20 protein-coding genes and 1 pseudogene are annotated in these 16,513 nt (G+C 73.2%); 7 read left to right on the top strand and 14 right to left on the bottom strand.

The annotated features are described in order from the left end of the window. On the bottom strand, window positions 1-2,211 hold the full coding sequence (locus ACIBMZ_RS10675) for a diguanylate cyclase (RefSeq protein WP_396692357.1): 2,211 nt from the start codon (window positions 2,209-2,211) through the stop codon (window positions 1-3). A 118-nt stretch (window positions 2,212-2,329) separates the two neighbouring features. Here ACIBMZ_RS10675 and ACIBMZ_RS10670 point away from each other — a divergent pair, with 118 nt between their 5' ends. Together ACIBMZ_RS10670 and ACIBMZ_RS10665 are read left to right on the top strand one after the other, a co-directional pair. Beyond that, a complete protein-coding gene (locus tag ACIBMZ_RS10670; RefSeq protein ID WP_396692355.1) occupies window positions 2,330-2,968 on the top strand; it encodes a 5-formyltetrahydrofolate cyclo-ligase in 639 nt (212 codons plus the stop codon). Beyond that, window positions 2,895-3,122: pseudogene (locus ACIBMZ_RS10665) on the top strand (FmdB family zinc ribbon protein); the annotation flags it as partial. The gene ACIBMZ_RS10670 and the pseudogene ACIBMZ_RS10665, both read left to right, overlap by 74 nt. Window positions 3,123-3,184: 62 nt before the next feature. Here ACIBMZ_RS10665 and ACIBMZ_RS10660 read toward each other — a convergent pair. From ACIBMZ_RS10660 to ACIBMZ_RS10650, 3 genes are all read right to left on the bottom strand, one after another. Then, the gene (locus ACIBMZ_RS10660) at window positions 3,185-3,394 is read right to left on the bottom strand and encodes a hypothetical protein (protein WP_396692756.1); all 210 of its coding nucleotides are present in this window, start codon (window positions 3,392-3,394) and stop codon (window positions 3,185-3,187) included. A gap of 76 nt (window positions 3,395-3,470) precedes the next feature. Continuing rightward, window positions 3,471-3,656: a hypothetical protein gene (locus tag ACIBMZ_RS10655; RefSeq protein WP_396692353.1), complete on the bottom strand. Its 186-nt coding sequence runs from the start codon at window positions 3,654-3,656 to the stop codon at window positions 3,471-3,473. Window positions 3,657-4,236: 580 nt separating this feature from the next. Continuing rightward, window positions 4,237-4,722 carry a DUF2231 domain-containing protein gene (locus ACIBMZ_RS10650; RefSeq protein ID WP_396692351.1) on the bottom strand — a complete coding sequence of 162 codons (486 nt, stop codon included), beginning with the start codon at window positions 4,720-4,722 and terminating at the stop codon, window positions 4,237-4,239. Between the two features lie 198 nt (window positions 4,723-4,920). Here ACIBMZ_RS10650 and ACIBMZ_RS10645 point away from each other — a divergent pair, with 198 nt between their 5' ends. Both ACIBMZ_RS10645 and ACIBMZ_RS10640 read left to right on the top strand, forming a co-directional pair. Further along, complete coding sequence (locus tag ACIBMZ_RS10645) at window positions 4,921-5,349, top strand: Fur family transcriptional regulator (RefSeq protein WP_396692350.1); 429 nt, start codon at window positions 4,921-4,923, stop codon at window positions 5,347-5,349. A 31-nt stretch (window positions 5,350-5,380) separates the two neighbouring features. Further along, window positions 5,381-6,238 (top strand): oxygenase MpaB family protein, encoded by an 858-nt coding sequence (locus ACIBMZ_RS10640; protein ID WP_396692348.1) that lies wholly within the window; start codon window positions 5,381-5,383, stop codon window positions 6,236-6,238. A 74-nt stretch (window positions 6,239-6,312) separates the two neighbouring features. Here the strand turns inward: ACIBMZ_RS10640 and ACIBMZ_RS10635 are convergent, their stop codons facing one another. The 10 genes from ACIBMZ_RS10635 to ACIBMZ_RS10590 all read right to left on the bottom strand — a co-directional run bounded on the left by ACIBMZ_RS10635 (window position 6,313) and on the right by ACIBMZ_RS10590 (window position 14,087). After that, on the bottom strand, window positions 6,313-7,155 hold the full coding sequence (locus ACIBMZ_RS10635) for a RecB family exonuclease (RefSeq protein ID WP_396692739.1): 843 nt from the start codon (window positions 7,153-7,155) through the stop codon (window positions 6,313-6,315). A 138-nt stretch (window positions 7,156-7,293) separates the two neighbouring features. Continuing rightward, window positions 7,294-7,908: a MarC family protein gene (locus ACIBMZ_RS10630; protein ID WP_396692346.1), complete on the bottom strand. Its 615-nt coding sequence runs from the start codon at window positions 7,906-7,908 to the stop codon at window positions 7,294-7,296. Between the two features lie 40 nt (window positions 7,909-7,948). Beyond that, window positions 7,949-8,809, bottom strand: a complete 861-nt coding sequence (locus ACIBMZ_RS10625) for a PHP domain-containing protein (RefSeq protein ID WP_396692344.1) — start codon at window positions 8,807-8,809, stop codon at window positions 7,949-7,951. Between the two features lie 24 nt (window positions 8,810-8,833). Beyond that, the gene (locus ACIBMZ_RS10620; protein WP_396692342.1) at window positions 8,834-10,039 is read right to left on the bottom strand and encodes a hypothetical protein; all 1,206 of its coding nucleotides are present in this window, start codon (window positions 10,037-10,039) and stop codon (window positions 8,834-8,836) included. Between the two features lie 56 nt (window positions 10,040-10,095). Next, window positions 10,096-10,857 (bottom strand): SigE family RNA polymerase sigma factor, encoded by a 762-nt coding sequence (locus tag ACIBMZ_RS10615; RefSeq protein WP_396692340.1) that lies wholly within the window; start codon window positions 10,855-10,857, stop codon window positions 10,096-10,098. A 102-nt stretch (window positions 10,858-10,959) separates the two neighbouring features. Further along, entirely contained in the window at window positions 10,960-11,835 is an 876-nt protein-coding gene (locus ACIBMZ_RS10610) for a PH domain-containing protein (protein ID WP_396692338.1), read from the bottom strand. Window positions 11,836-11,841: 6 nt separating this feature from the next. Beyond that, window positions 11,842-12,000: a hypothetical protein gene (locus ACIBMZ_RS10605; protein ID WP_007455302.1), complete on the bottom strand. Its 159-nt coding sequence runs from the start codon at window positions 11,998-12,000 to the stop codon at window positions 11,842-11,844. Between the two features lie 116 nt (window positions 12,001-12,116). Beyond that, window positions 12,117-12,791 carry a DUF6758 family protein gene (locus ACIBMZ_RS10600; RefSeq protein ID WP_396692336.1) on the bottom strand — a complete coding sequence of 225 codons (675 nt, stop codon included), beginning with the start codon at window positions 12,789-12,791 and terminating at the stop codon, window positions 12,117-12,119. Window positions 12,792-12,919: 128 nt separating this feature from the next. Continuing rightward, window positions 12,920-13,543, bottom strand: a complete 624-nt coding sequence (locus ACIBMZ_RS10595; protein ID WP_396692334.1) for a TrmH family RNA methyltransferase — start codon at window positions 13,541-13,543, stop codon at window positions 12,920-12,922. Between the two features lie 67 nt (window positions 13,544-13,610). Then, window positions 13,611-14,087, bottom strand: coding sequence for a hypothetical protein (locus ACIBMZ_RS10590; protein ID WP_396692332.1), 477 nt, complete (start codon window positions 14,085-14,087; stop codon window positions 13,611-13,613). A 540-nt stretch (window positions 14,088-14,627) separates the two neighbouring features. Between ACIBMZ_RS10590 and trxA the strand changes: the two genes are divergently transcribed. From trxA to ACIBMZ_RS10575, 3 genes are all read left to right on the top strand, one after another. Beyond that, window positions 14,628-14,990: a thioredoxin gene (gene trxA / locus ACIBMZ_RS10585; RefSeq protein ID WP_396692330.1), complete on the top strand. Its 363-nt coding sequence runs from the start codon at window positions 14,628-14,630 to the stop codon at window positions 14,988-14,990. A 145-nt stretch (window positions 14,991-15,135) separates the two neighbouring features. Next, window positions 15,136-15,576 carry a hypothetical protein gene (locus ACIBMZ_RS10580; protein WP_396692328.1) on the top strand — a complete coding sequence of 147 codons (441 nt, stop codon included), beginning with the start codon at window positions 15,136-15,138 and terminating at the stop codon, window positions 15,574-15,576. After that, window positions 15,573-16,505: an MFS transporter permease gene (locus tag ACIBMZ_RS10575; RefSeq protein WP_396692326.1), complete on the top strand. Its 933-nt coding sequence runs from the start codon at window positions 15,573-15,575 to the stop codon at window positions 16,503-16,505. Before ACIBMZ_RS10580 ends, ACIBMZ_RS10575 begins: the two co-directional genes overlap by 4 nt. Window positions 16,506-16,513: the final 8 nt, after the last annotated feature.

Here is a 16,513-nt window from a genome sequence, read left to right as displayed (position 1 = left end):
CTATCGGCCGAGGCCGTGATGCGGCGGCCGAGGACCGGAAGACGCGCCGCCCGCCGGAGCAGTTCTGCCGGTCGTGGCGGAGCCGGCCCCGGCCGGTTCGTCATCGGTGGTCGGTTCGCCCGGATCGCCCTCGGGCCCGGCCCTGGGCAGCCCGTCCTGCGGGGTACGGGTCGCCACCAGCACCGGTAGCTCCCGGGTGGCGGACGCCTCCCGGGCGGGAGCCAGCCGCCAGGTGTCCCGGCCCCCCGTCTTGGCGGCGTACAGCGCCTCGTCCGCCGCTTGGAGCACCTGCGGCCCGGTGTCGGCGTGGTCCGGGAAGACGGCGATCCCGATCGATACCGTCATCGGCACGCTGTCCGGTGCCCCGGAGTGCCGTGCCACGTGGACCGGACTGTCCCGGACGGCCGCGGCGAGCCGCTCGGCGACGATCGTCGCACCCCGGGCGTCGGTCTCCGGCAGCAGCACCACGAACTCCTCCCCGCCCTGCCGGAAGGCGAGGTCCACCTCGCGGATCTCGCCCCGCACGCGTCGGGCGAACTCGGCCAGCACGGCGTCCCCGGCCGGATGTCCGTACGTGTCGTTGATCCGCTTGAACCGGTCCAGATCCAGCACGAGGACGCTGACCGTCCGGCCGAACCGGCTGGCCCGTTCCACCTCCCGACGTACCGACTCGCGCAGGTAGCGGTAGTTCCACAGCCCGGTCAGCGGGTCGGTGAGCGAGAGTCGTTGCGCCTCCTCGTGGACGCGGACGTTCTCCACCGCCACCGCCGCGTGCCCGGCGAAGGTGCGCAGCGTGGCCAGGTCGTCGTCGTCGAACTCGGCCCCGCCCGGCCGGTCATAGAGAGCGAGCACGCCGAGCACGGTCTCTGGCGGGCCGGGGTCGGCGCGTACGCCCGCCTCGGGCGCGGTGAACGGCACCGCGACGTACGTCCGGCAGGGCGGTTCGCCGACGCCCTCGGCCGGTTCCACCCGTCCCCGACAGGGACGGCCGGTCGCCGCGACCTCGCCCAGCAGTCCGCTGCCCACCGGCACCGACCCGGTGCCGGGCCAGCGCCCGTCGAGCCCCTCGGAGCACTGGGCGACCAACACGCCGCCCGGCTCGGTGAGCAGCACCGCACCCGCCCGGGCGCCGGTCGCGGCGAGCGCGCTGCGCAGGATCACCCGCAGGATCCGTTGCAGGTCGTGCGTACTGGCCAGGGTGTCCCCCAGCACCGCGAGGTGCCCGCGTAGCTGGTCGCGGCTGGCGGCCAGCGCCGCCAGGTAGCCACCGGTCTCCTGGGCCATCCGGTTGAACGCGGCGGCCAGCCGGCCGATCTCGTCGTCGCTGCGTATTGGTACCCGCGCGGTCAGGTCGCCGGCCGCCACCCGGTCCACCGCACCGGCGAGTTCCACCAGCGGACGGGTGGTCACCCGGGCCAGCCGCCAGGCGGCGGCGACCCCCACCAGGGCGGCCAGCAGCACCACGCCGACCAGCACGGCGTGCAGGCCGGGCGGCTGGTCACTGGGCACCGAGAGGACCAGGTGCAGCGGTTGGCCGGGCATCGGACCGGCGCGGCGCAGGTACCGGCCGTCCGGCGTGCCGGTCACCCGCTCGCCGCGCAGCGACGGGGCTGCGGCGAGGACCTCGTCCCGGCCGGTGGCCGACTCCGTGGTGTGCGCGACGTGCGACGCGCCGCCGCCGTCGAGCAGGGTCACCGCGACGCCGGTCACCGCAGCGAGCCGCGCCACGAACCGGGGGTCGACCGGCTGGGCGGCGGAGACCGTGCCGAGCGCCGCACCGCCCGGGTCGCGCAGTTCCACCCGGACGGCGAGGGCGCCGACCGGTCCGGCGGTGGCCGGGCCGAGACCGACCGTGGGTGGCGCCGGTGGGCCGCAGTCCCGCCAGGGGGCGGGCGGGGCGTCCGGGGTGGCGAAGCTGACCCGGCCGGTCACGTCGGTGACCAGCACCGCCGAGGCAAGGCCCCGGCTGACCACCTGACTGGCGGCACCCGACCGGTCGGCGGTGAGCGCGACCGCGTCCGCCGCGGCACGGAGCTGCTGGCAGAGCGCGTCGATCGAGGTACGCACGGCGGTCGCGGCCACCGCGAGTCGCTCGGTGGCGCGGCTGCGGTCCATCGTCGCCACGGTGGAGGCGACGAAGACGGCACCGAGCAGGACCGGGCCGAACGCCACGGCCAGGAACGCCGCGGTCAACCGCCCCCGTAGCGTCAACGCCTCCCCTTCCCCCCGGAAGTCGCGCGACCGTCGCCTGCGATGCTGACACAGAGCAACGGCGCGACACGCGTTGCGTGAGGGGTGTTGCGTGCCGGAATTTGCGGAAGGAGCGGAAGTGACGCATGACGCGAAGCGGGCGGCACGGGTGACGCTGCTGGCCCGCCGTCGGGCGTACACCGCCGCCGAACGCGAGGCCGCAGCCGGGGCCGTCCAGGTCGCACTGGTGAGCCTGGTACGCCGGCTGCGGCCGACCCGGGTGGCCGCGTACGCGCCGGTGGGCGGCGAGCCGGGCGGCCCGGACCTGCCGGCGGTGCTCGCCGACGCGCTGCCGCCCGGCGCCGACCTGTTGCTGCCGGTGCTCCGCGACGACCTGGACCTGGACTGGGCCCGCTGGGCGGGTGCCGACGCGATGGTCGCCGCCGGACGGGGCATCCGTGAGCCGGACACCCCTCGGCTGGGTGTCGACGCGATCGCCTCGGCCGGGTTGGTCGTGGTGCCCGCCCTCGCCGTCGACCGTCGGGGCGTACGCCTGGGCCGAGGTGGCGGCTCGTACGACCGGGCGCTGGCCCGGGTGCCCACGACCGCCCTCACGGTGACGCCCCTGTACGACGGCGAACTGCTCGACGAGGTCCCGGCCGAGCCGCACGACCGCGCGGTACGCGCGGCACTCACGCCGAGCGGTGGCCTGCACCCGCTCGCGACCTCCTCGGGTGTCGCGCCACACACTTCCGCTGGACGAACCGGCCCCCGATGACGCACCATTGGCACTCGAATACGTCGAGTGCCAACCGGCCGTGTCAGACCCGGAGGAGAACGTGCCCACGTACCAGTACGCCTGCACCGCGTGCGGTCACCAGCTCGAGGCGGTGCAGTCCTTCTCCGACGAGCCGCTGACCGACTGCCCCGCGTGCGAGGGGCGGCTGCGGAAGCTCTTCAACTCCGTCGGCATCGTCTTCAAGGGTTCCGGCTTCTACCGCACCGACTCCCGCTCCAACGGCTCGGCGAGCACCGACACCGCGTCGAGCCCGAGCAAGTCGACCTCGTCCGAGTCGTCGTCCTCCTCGACCGGCTCGACCTCCTCGTCGAGCAGCTCGTCGTCCGGCAGCGCCGGCTCCTCGGGCGGATCCTCGGGCGGTTCGTCCGGCGGCGGCACGAGCAAGGCCCCGGCGGCGGCCGGCACCCCCTGACGGTGCCTGACCGGGCCCGCGTCGCCCCGCGTCGTCGATCACGACGGTCGCCGGGCGACGGCCCGGCGTTCAGTCCCAGTGCGGCGGACGCTCGGCGAGCAGCCAGTCGTCGTTGCCGCCGGTCCGCTCGCCCCAGCCACGATCGGTGTCGTCGGTGCTCTGCTCGGGCAGCACCACGAAGTCGTCCTCGCTCAGGTCGACCGCGCGATCCTCGTCGCGCCGCCCGCCCGGATCCCCACTCGTCACGAGCGCCAAGGCTAACGCACCTGCGGACCGCCCCGGGACCGTCGACCACGCGCCGGGGCGGGCCGATCGCGGCTGGCCGGATACGGCGCGGCCGACGGCGTGGCGTACCGGTCGTTGGTAGCGTCGGACGACGTGACGACGCCCCACCCCGGCCCGGCCTCCGACGACCCCTGGCGCCGGCCCGTACCCGGGGGCGGGCCCACGCCCGACACCGGTGCCGAGTCCCCCGTCGGCGCGCCGCCGGAGCCCGCCGAACCCGCGCCACGCCGACCCGCGTCCGATGATCCCTGGCGTCCACCGACGGCCACGGGCGCCGCGACCGACCCGGGCGGCGGCGCGCCGGGCGGTCACGGACCGGCTGGATACGGCGGGCCGCCGCCCACCACCGCACCGCCGCCCGGATGGCGTCCGCCTGTGCATCTCCAGGCGCCACCACCACGGCGGCTACCGACTCAGGACATGGCGGCGTTGGACGCGCAGGAACAGCGCGCGCAGCGGCTGACCTGGGTGATCGGTGGGATCGCGGGTGCCGTCCTCGTGGTGGTGGTCTGCCTGCTCTGCACGCGGATCTTCTTCTGACGGCGGGCCGTCAGTCGAAGGTGTTGCCCCAGACCATCTCGGAACCCGAGTGACCGGTGAGCCAGACGTAGACGAGCGCGGCCACACCCGCCCCGATCACCAGCACCGACAGCACCGGGGTCAGCCAGTTCGGCAGCTTCGGCGCCCGGGGGTGGCTGCTGGTGGCCACCAGCAGCAGGATCGTCACCAGGGCGAGCCCCAGCGTGATCAGGAACAGCACGTCACCGTAGGCGGCGTGTGCGTTCATCTGGTCGATGATCTCGCCGGAGAAGCCCCGGGCGATCTGTCGCTCCTGGAGGGCCTCGCCGGACTGCACGCTGACGAACGCCGTGATCGGCGCGACGACCGCGAGGAGCGCCACCGCCCAGTCCAGGCGGGAACGGAATCTCGGCAGCGCGATGTACGCGGCGGCGAGCAACACCAGCAGTGGTACGAAGACCACGACCGCATGCACGACGAGCACGTGCATGGGCAGGCCCAGCGCCTTCTCGAACATCGGCACCTCCGGCGATAGGTGATCGTGACATGTCAGCGTACGGGCCGGGGGTGGACCCGCCCAGTGCGCTCCTGCTTGACACGGCCCTGCGGCGTCCGGGGTTCACCGAGACGTCATCCGGGCGGACTGGCCTGTGGCCCGAGCCACCGAACTCAGCGCGCTGTTGTCCGGTCGGGGCGACCGTGCTGTCATTGACGCATGTCCAGCGGTGCGGATCTGCTGCGGTCGCACGGTCTGCGGGTCACCCGGCCCCGCCTCGCCGTACTCGACGTGTTGGCGGAGGGCGGTCACCTGGACGTCGACGAGATCACCCGACGGGTACGGGAGCGGATCGACTCGGTCTCCACCCAGGCGGTCTACGACGTGCTCGGGGCGCTCTCCCGGGCCGGGCTGTCCCGCCGGATCGAGCCGGCCGGCAGCCCCGCCCGCTACGAGGCCCGGGTCGGTGACAACCATCACCACGTGGTGTGCCGGGGCTGCGGCGAGATCGCCGACGTGGACTGCGCCGTCGGCGAGGCCCCCTGCCTCGATCCGCGTACGACGGCGGGCTTCCACGTCGACGAGGCCGAGGTCACCTTCTGGGGGCTCTGCCCCGGTTGCCAGGCCCGCCGTTCCGCCGACTCCTGAACGTCCCGGCTTCCCGTGGCACGCTTGGCGGGTGGATTCCACTGACACCGGCCTGTTCGGTCCCGACTCGGTCACCTGGAAACTGCACGCGGAACCGATCCTGCTCCTCGCCGGGCTGCGCTCGCTCTACCTCCAGGCGCTGCACCCCCGGGCGATGGCCGGGGTGGCCCAGAACAGCAACTACCGCCGGGACGCCTGGGGCCGACTGATCCGCACCGCCACCTACGTCGGCACCACCGTCTACGGCACCACGGCCGAGGCGGAGGAGGCGGGGCTGCGGCTACGCCGGCTGCACGCCCGGATGACGGCCGTCGACCCGGCCACCGGGGAGCGGTTCCGGATCGACGAACCGGACCTGCTGCGCTGGGTCCACGTCACCGAGGTGGAGTCGTTCCTCGACACCGCCCGCCGGGCCGGTGTGCCGCTCGACGACGCCGAGGTGGACGGCTACTACACCGAGCAACGGCGCTCGGCCGCGCTGGTCGGGCTGGACCCGGCGACCGTCCCGGGGACCGCCGCCGAGGTGGCCGAGTACTACCGCCGGGTCCGCCCGGAGCTGCGGATGACCAAGGAGGCCGCCGAGACGGCCCTGTTCCTGACCGCGCCGCCGCTGCCGTGGAAGCTCAGCCTGCCCGCCCAGGTCGGGCTCAACCTGGGGCCGCTGAGGTGGGCGTATCTGGGCGTGGCCGGCACCGCGCTGGCGCTGCTGCCCGGCTGGGCCCAACGACTGTACGGCGGGCTGGGCCTGCCGACCACCGCCCTGTCGGCGGGCGTGACGGCACGCGCGCTGCGGCTCGCCCTCACCGCGCTGCCGCGAGACTGGCGGGAGGGGCCGATGCGACGCGCCGCCGAGGAACGGGCGGCCCGGGCTGCTGCCCTGTCCGACTGACCGGACGGCTGCCCCTCGGCTCGGGTCGAGAGCCTGGCGAGGCGACTCGACCCCGACTCAGCCCGGCGCGCGGCTCAGCCCGGCTCGGCCGGGGGTGCGGCGGGGCGGTCGACGGCCGCCCAGGGCTCCTTGCCCGGCTGCTCGGCACCGGCCGGGCAGGTGCGCCGAAAATCGCACCAGGCACAGCGTGGGCCGGGCGTGGTCGGGAAGGCGGCGTCCGGATCACCGCCGTCGGCGACCGACCGCTCGGCGGCCATGATGTCCTGGGCGGTCTGCTCGGCCCGGGTCACCTGCCGGGCCAACGAGTCGACGGTGTGCTCGTGCGCGGCGACCGTGCCGCTGGGCAGGTGGTGCAGTTCGACCCGGCGGCACGGGCGACGGAACACCCGCTCGGCCGCGTACGCGTAGAGCGCCAGCGCCTGGGAGCCCCGGGCGTCGTCCGCGTCCATCCCGGTGCGGCCGGTCTTGTAGTCGACGATGACCAGCTCGGGGCCGTCGGGCCCGGGTCGGGAGTCGATCCGGTCGGTGCGCCCGTTGAACGCCAGCACCCCGGTCTTGGTCGCCACCACCCGCTCCACGCCGACCGGCTCGTCGGCCGGGTCCAGCCCGCCGACGTACGTCTCCAGCCAGCCCAGCGCCCGTCGGTAGACGTCCCGTTCCTGCGCGTCGTCGCGGTAGCCGTCCCGCACCCAGGTGCCCTTGAGCAGGGTGGGCAGCACCTCCGGACGACGCCGGTCGGCGGGCAGCGCATACCAGTTCTTCAGGGCGGTGTGCACGCTGGCGCCGAGTGAGTTGTGCGCCCAGGGCGGTCCCTTGGGCGGGGCGGGCCGGTCCACGTACGAGTAGCGGTAGCGCCGGGGGCAGTCCGCGTACGCACCCAGTTTGCTCGGGGTGCAGACGAACAGCCGCTCCGGCATGCCCTCGAAACCGAGTTGCTCGGGCTGCCCGTCACGGGGCCGGGGCGCGCGGCCACCGGCGGCGGGTCGTCCTGCTGGGGAGGCTCGTCGCACGGCCCCGATCCTGCCATCCACCACCGACAGTCGCAGCGGCGGCGCTCAGCCACCCCCGCTGTACTGGGTCACGAACGCGGCGATCGCGTCCGCGATGAGCTGCACCGCGATCGCGGCCAGCAGCAGGCCGGCGATCCGGGTGAGCACCTCGATGCCGCCCGGACGCAGCACCTTGACGATCCCGCCGGAGAAGCGCAGCACCACCCAGACCGCGAGCATCACCGCGACGATCGCGGCGGCGATCGCGGTGTAGTCGGCCGTCCGGTCGGCCTGCTGGACGAAGAGCATGGTCGCCACGATCGCGCCGGGACCGGCGAGCAGCGGCGTACCCAGGGGCACCAGGGCGATGTTGGAGGTGGCCTGCTTGGTCGGGTCGTCGGTCTTGCCGGTGAGCAACTCCAACGCGACCAGGATCAGCAGCAGCCCACCGGCCGCCTGCAACGCCGGCAGGTCCACGTGCAGGTAGGCGAGCAGGGTCTGGCCGGCGACCGCGAAGACCACGATCACGCCGAGCGCCAACGCGACCGCCTGCCAGGCCGCGCGGTTGCGCTCCCGCGCCGACAGCGGGCCGGTCAACGCCAGGAAGATCGGCATCATGCCGGGCGGGTCGACGATCACCAGCAGGGTCACGAAGACCTCGCCGAAGAGCTTGAGATCCACCCGGTCACCGTAGCGGCGGCCGACGGGACCGAACCCGAGGTCAGCCCGAAGCGACCTCGGTCACCCCGGACGCGGTGGCGACGAGGCGCTCGTACTCCTCGGGCGCGGTGGTGAAGGCGCCGAGCCGGACGGTCTTGTGCGTGCCGTGGAAGTCCGACGACCCGGTGACCAGCAGGCCCAGGTCGGCGGCGAGCCCGCGGACGTGGGCCCGCTCGGCGGGCGAGTGGTCCTCGTGGTCGGCCTCCAGTCCGGCCAGGCCGACCCCCGCCAGTTCGGCGATCAGCGTGTCCGGCACGATCGGGCCACGTCGGCTGGCCCGGGGATGGGCGAACACCGGCACCCCGCCGGCCGCCCGGACCAGCCGGACCGCCTGGAAGACGTCGATGTCCTCCTTCGGCAGGCGGTACCGCTCCCCCAGCCACTCCGGCCCGAACGCCGCGCTGGTGGTGGCGACCAGCCCGGCCCTGATCAGCGCCTGCGCGATGTGTGGTCGCCCGACCGTCCCACCGCCCGCCGTGGCCAGGATCTCCGGCCACCGTACGTCGACACCATCGGCTCGCAGCAGCTCCACGGTGCGTTCGCCACGGGTCAACCGGGCGGCCCGCATCCGGGCCAGCTCGGCGACCAACTCCGGATGCTCCGGGTCGAACAGGTACGCCAGCAGGTGCAGCGACATCGGCGGCTGCTCGCCGTACCAGCGGCAGGACAGTTCGGCACCGCGTACCAGGCGCAGTCCGGGCGGCAGCGCCCGCACGGCGGGTGCCCAGCCGGCGGTGGTGTCGTGGTCGGTGATCGCCACCACGTCCAGCCCGGCCTCGGCGGCGGCGCGGACCAGCTCGGCAGGACCGAGCGTGCCGTCGCTGGCCGTGGAGTGGGTGTGCAGGTCGATCCGGGGGCTCATCGCCCGACGCTACCGGGCCGGCGGTCAGCCACCGGTCACCACCACCAGCGGCTCGTCGTCGCGCAGGCCGGGGACGGTGACCCGGACGGCGGACCGACCGGCACGGACCCGCTCGGCGTCCACCCGGACCAGCGCACCGGTCGCGTCGGCGTAGTGCGCCACGTCCGGCACGCTCCAGGACACCGTGCCGGTCATCGCCGGTCCGGCGGGCTGGACCGGAACGGTCGGATCGAGTCGGGTCAGGTCGACCAGCAGCGCCCGGTCCTGCTCGCCGACGCGCCCGTTGACCAGCAGCCACCGCCCGTCCGGGGAGACCGCCCCGAGGCCGTCGCCCTCGATCGTGGGGCCGCAGGCCGGCGGGTCGGGTGGGCGAAGGTCCACCGGATCGAGCAGGGTCAGGCAGGCGTCCTCGGGCGTCTCGGCGGGCACCTCGCCGACCAGGCGTCCGTCCGGCAGCGCACCGAAGATCCGCTGGCTGGTCCGGTCCGTGCCCTCGTCGAGTGGGCCCGGACGCAGCGGCCAGAGCACGTGGCCGGGAAGGGCGGGGTCGAGTCGTACCAGCACCGCGCCGTCGACGAACCGCAGCGGTACGGCCGTGGCCGGCGCGTCGGCGCGTACGGTGCCGGTCAGTTCGCCGTCCACGATGCCGGCGGCGGCCAACACCCGGTCCTGCTTCCAGGCGACCTGCCGGCCGGACCGGTCGAGGACGATCTCGTCGGCGCCCGCCAGCAGCGCCCGGGCGGTCCCGTCGGCCGCCACCGCCCACAGCGACCGACCGGACAGCGACGGTTCGCCGACGGCCAGCCAGCCCCGCCCGTCGGTGAGACGGTGTACGCGCTCCACCGCACCGATCCCGATCAGGGTCACCCGGCGGCCCTGCGCGGTGGCGATCGTCCGGTTCACCAGCAGATCGACCTCGGCCAGCGGAGTCTCGGTGCTCGGGCCGGGCGGCGGCAGGCTGGTGCGGTACGTGTCCGGCGCGGGGTTGGGGTCGGCGATCACCACCCGGTCGGCCCCGTGCGGCGCGCGGTCGTCGCGAAGCTGCATCGCACCGGCGCTGACCAGCACGATCGCGGACGCGGCCAGGCTCATTCCGGCCACCGTGCGACGACGCTGGACGCGGTTGGCCCGGCGGAGCACCGTACTCGCCGGGTCGTGCGGGGCGCGTGGGGTCGCCACCTGCCGGGAGAACGTCTCCCGGACGGCGCGCTCCAACTCGTCCTGCGACACGTTGACGAGACGATCCGAAGTCCCGGTCCGGTTGTCACGACCTCGGGAAACGGTGTTCACCGGTGCTCACCGACCAGGGCGTCGTCCGGGTGCCGCAACGACGCCGCCCCGGGCGACGCGCCGGGTCGCAGGGCCGGGACCTCCGCGTCGGGTCGGCCCGCCGGAACCCGCGCGTCGGGTCGACCTTCGGGCGGCGCATCGGCCCGGGCGGCCGGGGGCGGCACGTCGGCCCGGGCGGTCGACGTGGACCGGGCGGCCGGGCGGCCGGTCCGGCGGGCGGCCGGCTCGGCCGGGGGCGTCGCGGTGCCCGGAAGGACGGCCGCCTCCTCCGCGCCGAGACGCCGCCGCAGCGTGGCCAGGGCGCGGGAGGTCTGGCTCTTGACGGTGCCCGGCGAGATCTCCAGCAGGGCGGCGGTCTGCGCCTCGGACATGTCCTCGTAGTAGCGCAGCACCAGCACCGCGCGCTGCCGGGCGGGCAGCGCGCGCAGGTGCCGCCAGAGCACGTCGCGGTCGAGTTGTTGCTCGATCGTGTCGGCGGCGGCCCGCTCCGGCAGCACCTCGGTCGGGCGTTCGCCGTGCCAGCGGCGTCGCCACCAACTCGTGGACGTGTTGACCATGACGCGCCGGGCGTACGGCTCGATCGCCTCGATGCCGCCGAGGCGCTTCCAGGCCAGGTACGTCTTGGTCAGCGCGGTTTGGAGCAGATCCTCGGCGGTGCCCCAGTCACCGGTGAGCAGGTAGGCGGTGCGCAGCAGCGCGGCGGAGCGGGCCGTGACGAAGTCACGGAACTCGTCCTCCAACGGATTGCTGCCGCCCACACGCCACCCCCGAACTGATCCTGCTCGGCAGCCTGCCACGGCCCGGGGTAGCGGGTCGAGGGCAAAAGGTGCGCGGTGGCTCCGATGTTCGGTCGGAAAGTTTCAGGCGCCGTCGTCGGCCTTGGCCTCGTCCTGCTCCTTGCCCAACCGCGCCTCGACCGCCTGCGGCTCGTACATCTCCTCGACCACACGCAGGTAGAGCTCGTTGGGGTTCGGCAGGTTCTTGACCTCGCGCAGCGCCTGCTCCTGACCGGCCGACTCCAGCACGAAGGTGCCGTAGTTGAGCGCCCGCCCGGCCGGTGTCTGCTCGTACTTCATGTCGGTGACCCGGACCAGCGGCATCATCGCGACCCGCCGGGTGATGATGCCGTTGACGACCATCACCCGCTTGTTGGTCAGGATGAACCGGTCGTACCACCAGTCGGCGACCTTCCAGGCCACCCAGCCCATCACGCCGAACCAGAGCAGCACGGCGATCGTGGTGAGCGCGCCGACGTTCTGCCCGGCGAGGAAGCCGGAGAGGTAGCCGAGCACGAAGGTGGCGGCGATCCCGACCAGGATCGGGGTGACGAGATGGATCCAGTGCCGCTTCCACTCGCCCCGGTAGCGCTCGGTCGGGAAGAGGTAGCGGGCCACCAGCGAGCTGGGCTCGTCCTCCAGCGGCAGCACCCGCCGGGGTGTCATGCCACTGGCATCGGAGCGCAGCCCCGCCAGTTCCTCCTCGGAGATCTGCGGGGGCTGGTAGCCGCCCTCGGGGTCCCGTACCCAGGCCCGCTCGGAGCGCGTCTGGCCGGCGTAGGCCGGGCCGTCGCCGTAGCCGGCGTCGTCGGAGAAGGCGGGCCCGTCGGAGAGACGCGCACCGGACCCGAAACCCGGACCGTCGTCAGGATCGATCCGGGGAATCGGCTCGGTGTCGCGTTCCCGGCGCGCCCGGTCCGGGTCGTCGGGGTCGAAGGGTGGGCCGGAGGGGCTTCCCATCGGAGGCTAGGCGACCAGGCTGGTGAAGAAGTCGCCGAAGCCCTGCGCGATGTCCATGATCCCGCCGCCCAGAGACTTGAACACGTCCGCGGCTGAATTTGGCCGGTAGGCGACGAAGAAGATCAAGAAAGCGATACCGGCCCAGGTGAGGACCTTCTTGACCATGGCGGGCCATCCTCTCGCACGGCGCCGGGTTCCGATTACCGCAGCGGCACTCAGAGTATCAGCGTGGTGTCTTACCGTGAATATCTGCGTCCGTTCTCCGACATTCCGGGGGGCCGTCAGGCCTTCCCGTGCAGGTACGGAGATGGTGCGCCGTACACGAGTTCGGATGGCGTCCACTCGACCAGGTCGTGCAAGACCACGTCCTCGGCGAGCAGATGCCCCGCACTCGCCGGCCAGGCTATCGCATACAGCCACATTCCCCGAGCCTCGCCGGCGTACGCGCTTCGATCTGTCAGTGAACTCACGAGCCACAGTGGAGTGGGATGACCACCGACGCGGATTCCCGCGCGCCCGACATGACCGGGATGCCCGGGGCCGGGCTCGGTCAACGCCTCGGCCAACTCGGGTCCGGCGTCCGGGCCGGGAACTCCCGCGTACCTGGTACCCAGCCCGACGCCCGGCTCCTCGGCCACGAAGACCAGATCGGCCGGTCCACCGCCGAGCGGCGCCGGGCCGGCACAGGCGACGGCGGTCGCGCGTACCCCGATCCGGTCGTCACCGGCCCACGCCACGCCGGTGGTGGTCCACCCGGGAGGCAGCGGCCACGGACACCACAGCGGAACCGGCGGCTGCGCCGTCGACTGGATCCGCTCCACCACGCTGGCCACGATCTCGGCACCGATGTGCTCGGGTACGTGCAACGGTGCCACCGGTCCGCAGTCCGGGCAGCGCGACTCGGCGTGCATCAGGTCCGGTGTCCGCACGGACCCCCCACATCTGGGACAACTCACCGCAACAGTCACCACTCCACCGTCGCCCCGTCCGGGCGAGCCGTCAAGCGGAGCGGCACCTTCGCCCGGCGTGGCGCGCCGCGCGATCCACCGCAGAAGTGGCCGCCGGAGTACGTCCCGACGGCGGTTCAGCCCGGCGGCGGACCGGCGTGCGCGCGGATCCAGGCGTGCATGGCGATCCCGCTCGCCACGCCCGCGTTGATGGACCGGGTCGAGCCGTACTGGGCAATGGAGAAGAGCTGGTCGCAGGCGGCCCGCGCGGCGTCGGAGAGGCCGGGGCCCTCCTGACCGAACAGCAGGACGCAGCGCCGGGGCAGTGTGGTGGTCTCCATCGGACGCGAGCCGGGCAGGTTGTCGATGCCGACCAGCGGCAGGTCCCGTCCGGCCGCCCAGCCGGCGAACTGCTCGATCGTCTCGTGGTGCCGTACGTGCTGGTAGCGGTCGGTCACCATGGCGCCGCGCCGGTTCCACCGGCGGCGGCCGACGATGTGCACCTCGGCGGCGAGGAAGGCGTTGGCGTTGCGGACCACCGTGCCGATGTTGAAGTCGTGCTGCCAGTTCTCGATCGCCACGTGGAAGTCGTGCCGCCGCCGGTCCAGGTCGGCCACCACCGCCTCGCGCCGCCAGTACCGGTAGCGGTCGACCACGTTGCGCCGGTCGCCCTCGGTGAGCAGTTCCGGGTCGTAACGAGGGTCGTCCGGCGGGTCGCCGGGCCACGGCCCCACGCCGACGTCGAGCTGCTCACCGGTCACGACCACGCAGGGTACGCGTCACCGCGCCGGCCCCGACGCGACCCCGGCACCCGGTGCGGCGGCAGGTTCAGCGCAGGGCGAGTGCACCGCCGAGCCGGTCGAGGAAGCGGCGGTCGGCCGGAGCCAGCGCCGCGTCCGGCACCACCGCCGACGCGGTACGGCACACCCGGGCACCCACCGACTGCACCCACTGCCGGTACGCCGCCGAGTCGGCCGGGTCGGCCCGCCGCTGGAGCACCCGTACCGCCGTCCGGCACGTCGCGAGCAGGTCCCCCGGCTCGCCGGGACCCGCCTCGGCGTCCGGCGACCCGTCGTGACGCGCGTAGATGGCGGCCACCACCGCCCGGATGAGATCGCTGTCGAAGACCCGGCCGGCCGCCACCGCGTCCAGACCGGCGAGCCCGGCGGCCACCGGCGGGTACGCGCCCCCCGGGCCGGACCGGGCGGCGACCACGATCACCTGGCCGGGCAGGCCGGTGAGCAACTCCCACTCGGTGGCGGAATAGCCCGCGGCGATCGTGACCTGCACGCTGCGCTCGCTCATGGCGGGACCTCCGGCTCGAGCATATGTGCCGGGGCGGTGCGGAGTCAGGAGGAAGGCCGTTCCGCAGCGGCCACGCCGGTCGGACTCGGTGGTCGAAACCGGGGCCGGACGCAATGAGCGGCGGGGCCCTCCCCGGCACCCGCCGCCCACGCTCTGATGCTTCAAGATTCTGCCGTACGACCCTCCGACTGCACAGAGACCGAGGTCACATTTACCTTTTCGTTACATCACCCAACGTGACCAAACATCCGCCCAGAAGCGATCTCCGCAGGTCGAATCGGTCCTTGTCAACGCCAAAGTTACCGTGTCGTAGCAACAGTCGGCCTTGATCTCCTTGGAACCGCTCCCATCACTACCGGTCACGCAATTGCGACGTGCATTTGCGATCTGCGGACGCACCGCGAGACCGATGACGATCGATGCGGACAAAGGCTCCCAAGGCGACCAGGACCGGGTTTTGGTGGCACCTCGGCGGGAATGCGTCGGGGTACGGTCGGGTTCCACCAGGCGTAGGCGTTCCGCGTGATCGGAGAGATAGACATGGCAACCGTCGAGCTGACCACGGACAACTTCGACCAGGTGACCGAGAGCGACGGCATCGTGCTGGTCGATTTCTGGGCCGAGTGGTGCGGTCCGTGCAAGCGGTTCGCCCCGGTCTACGAGCGCTCCTCGGACAAGCACCCGGAGATCACCTTCGGCAAGGTGGACACCGAGGCGCAGCAGGGCCTCGCCGCCAAGTTCGACATCCGGTCGATCCCGACGATCATGGCAATCCGCGACGGGGTGATCGTCTTCGCGCAGCCGGGCGCGCTGCCCGAGTCCGCCCTGGAGAACCTCATCGAGCAGGTCCAGGCGCTCGACATGGACGACGTCCGTAAGAAGCTCGCCGAGCACAACCACTGATCTCCCACGCCGACGGCCGGGTCCCGCATCGGTGCCCGGCCGTCGGCGTCCGCGCCCACCACCGTCTCCCGACTCGTCACATCTGTGACACGAGCCGGTCGACGGGAGCCTCACCAGGGCATCCGTGCCGTATCTTCGGCACCCGATGGATGCGTTGACGAACCACGGCCGCGCGATCCGGGTGGCGGCGACCGCACTCGGCCTGACCCTCCTGCTCGCCGGAACGGCCTGGGGCGACGACGACCACTTCCCGTTCGGTCCCTTCCGGATGTACTCCACCTCGGACCCGGCCGACGCCGACGCCCCGGACACCCGGGTGGAGGGCGTGGACACCACCGGTGCCGTGGTCGACCTCGGCGAGCGGGCGACCGGCATCCGACGCGCCGAGATCGAGGGCCAGCAGGCCCACTACGTCGCCGACCCGAGCCGACTGCGCGAGGTCGCCGACGCGTACGCCCGGCGTCGACCCGACGCGCCCCGGCTGACCGAGGTCCGGATCGTGATCCGCTGGCACGACATCACCGACCGCCGACCCACCGGACTCTGGTCCGACGAGACGGTCGTCCGCTGGCAGGTGAACCCGTGATCCGTTGGCTCACCGAGGCGGTGCCCCGCGGCCGGGTGGCCGCCTTCCGCACCCTGATCTACCTCTTCGTCGCCGCCGACCTGGTCGTTTTCACCCCCTGGGTACGCGCCAAGGTGGACGTACCCGGCGACATGTACCAACCGCTGTTCGTCGGCCGCCTGCTACCGCTGCCCACCCCCGACCCGGCGTTGGTCGGCGTCGTCTTCTGGGCGCTGCTGCTGCTCGCCCTCGCCGCCGCCAGCGGACGGGCTCCCCGGCTGCTCGGCTGGACGGTCTTCGCCCTCTACTTCCAGTGGATGATCGTCGCGATGAGCTACGGGAAGGTGGACCACGACAGGTTCGCCCTGCTCGTCGCACTCGCGGTGCTCCCGACCGCAGGCCGCGCCCGACATGGCGACCGCACGCCGACCGAGGCCGGTGGCTGGGCGCTGCGGGTCACCCAGATCGCGGTGATCTGCACCTACTTCCTCGCCGCCCTGGCCAAGTTCCGCTTCGGCGGTCTGGACTGGGCGACCGGCTCGGTGCTCGCCAAGGCGATCATCCGCCGGGGCACCGAACTGGCCGATCTGGCCGCCCAGGTACCCCACCTGCTGCTCGTGGCGCAGTTCGGCATCCTCGCCTTCGAACTGCTCAGCCCGGTGATCTTCGTCCTACCCGCGCGCTGGCGACACGCCACGGTCGCCTTCTTCTACTCGTTCCACCTGGTCACCATCGCCACCATCACCATCTCCTTCGCGCCGCACCTGGTCGCCATGACCAGCTTCCTGCCGCTGGAGAAGGTCCGTCCGATACTGCTGGCACGACGACTGCTGAACCGCCGGACCAGCCCCGACCGCGCCGCTGCGGACGTCGGGATCAGCACACCACCGCAGCCGCGAGCCGAGGCGACACCGACGGCGTCCGGGACGCAGCCGGCCGACGGCCCGTAGCGGCGCGT

Source organism: Micromonospora sp. NPDC049900, assembly GCF_044461025.1.
Classification (GTDB): domain Bacteria; phylum Actinomycetota; class Actinomycetes; order Mycobacteriales; family Micromonosporaceae; genus Micromonospora.
The sequence above is the reverse complement of the archived record's forward strand: the minus strand, read 5'-3'. Positions and strand labels throughout refer to the sequence as shown.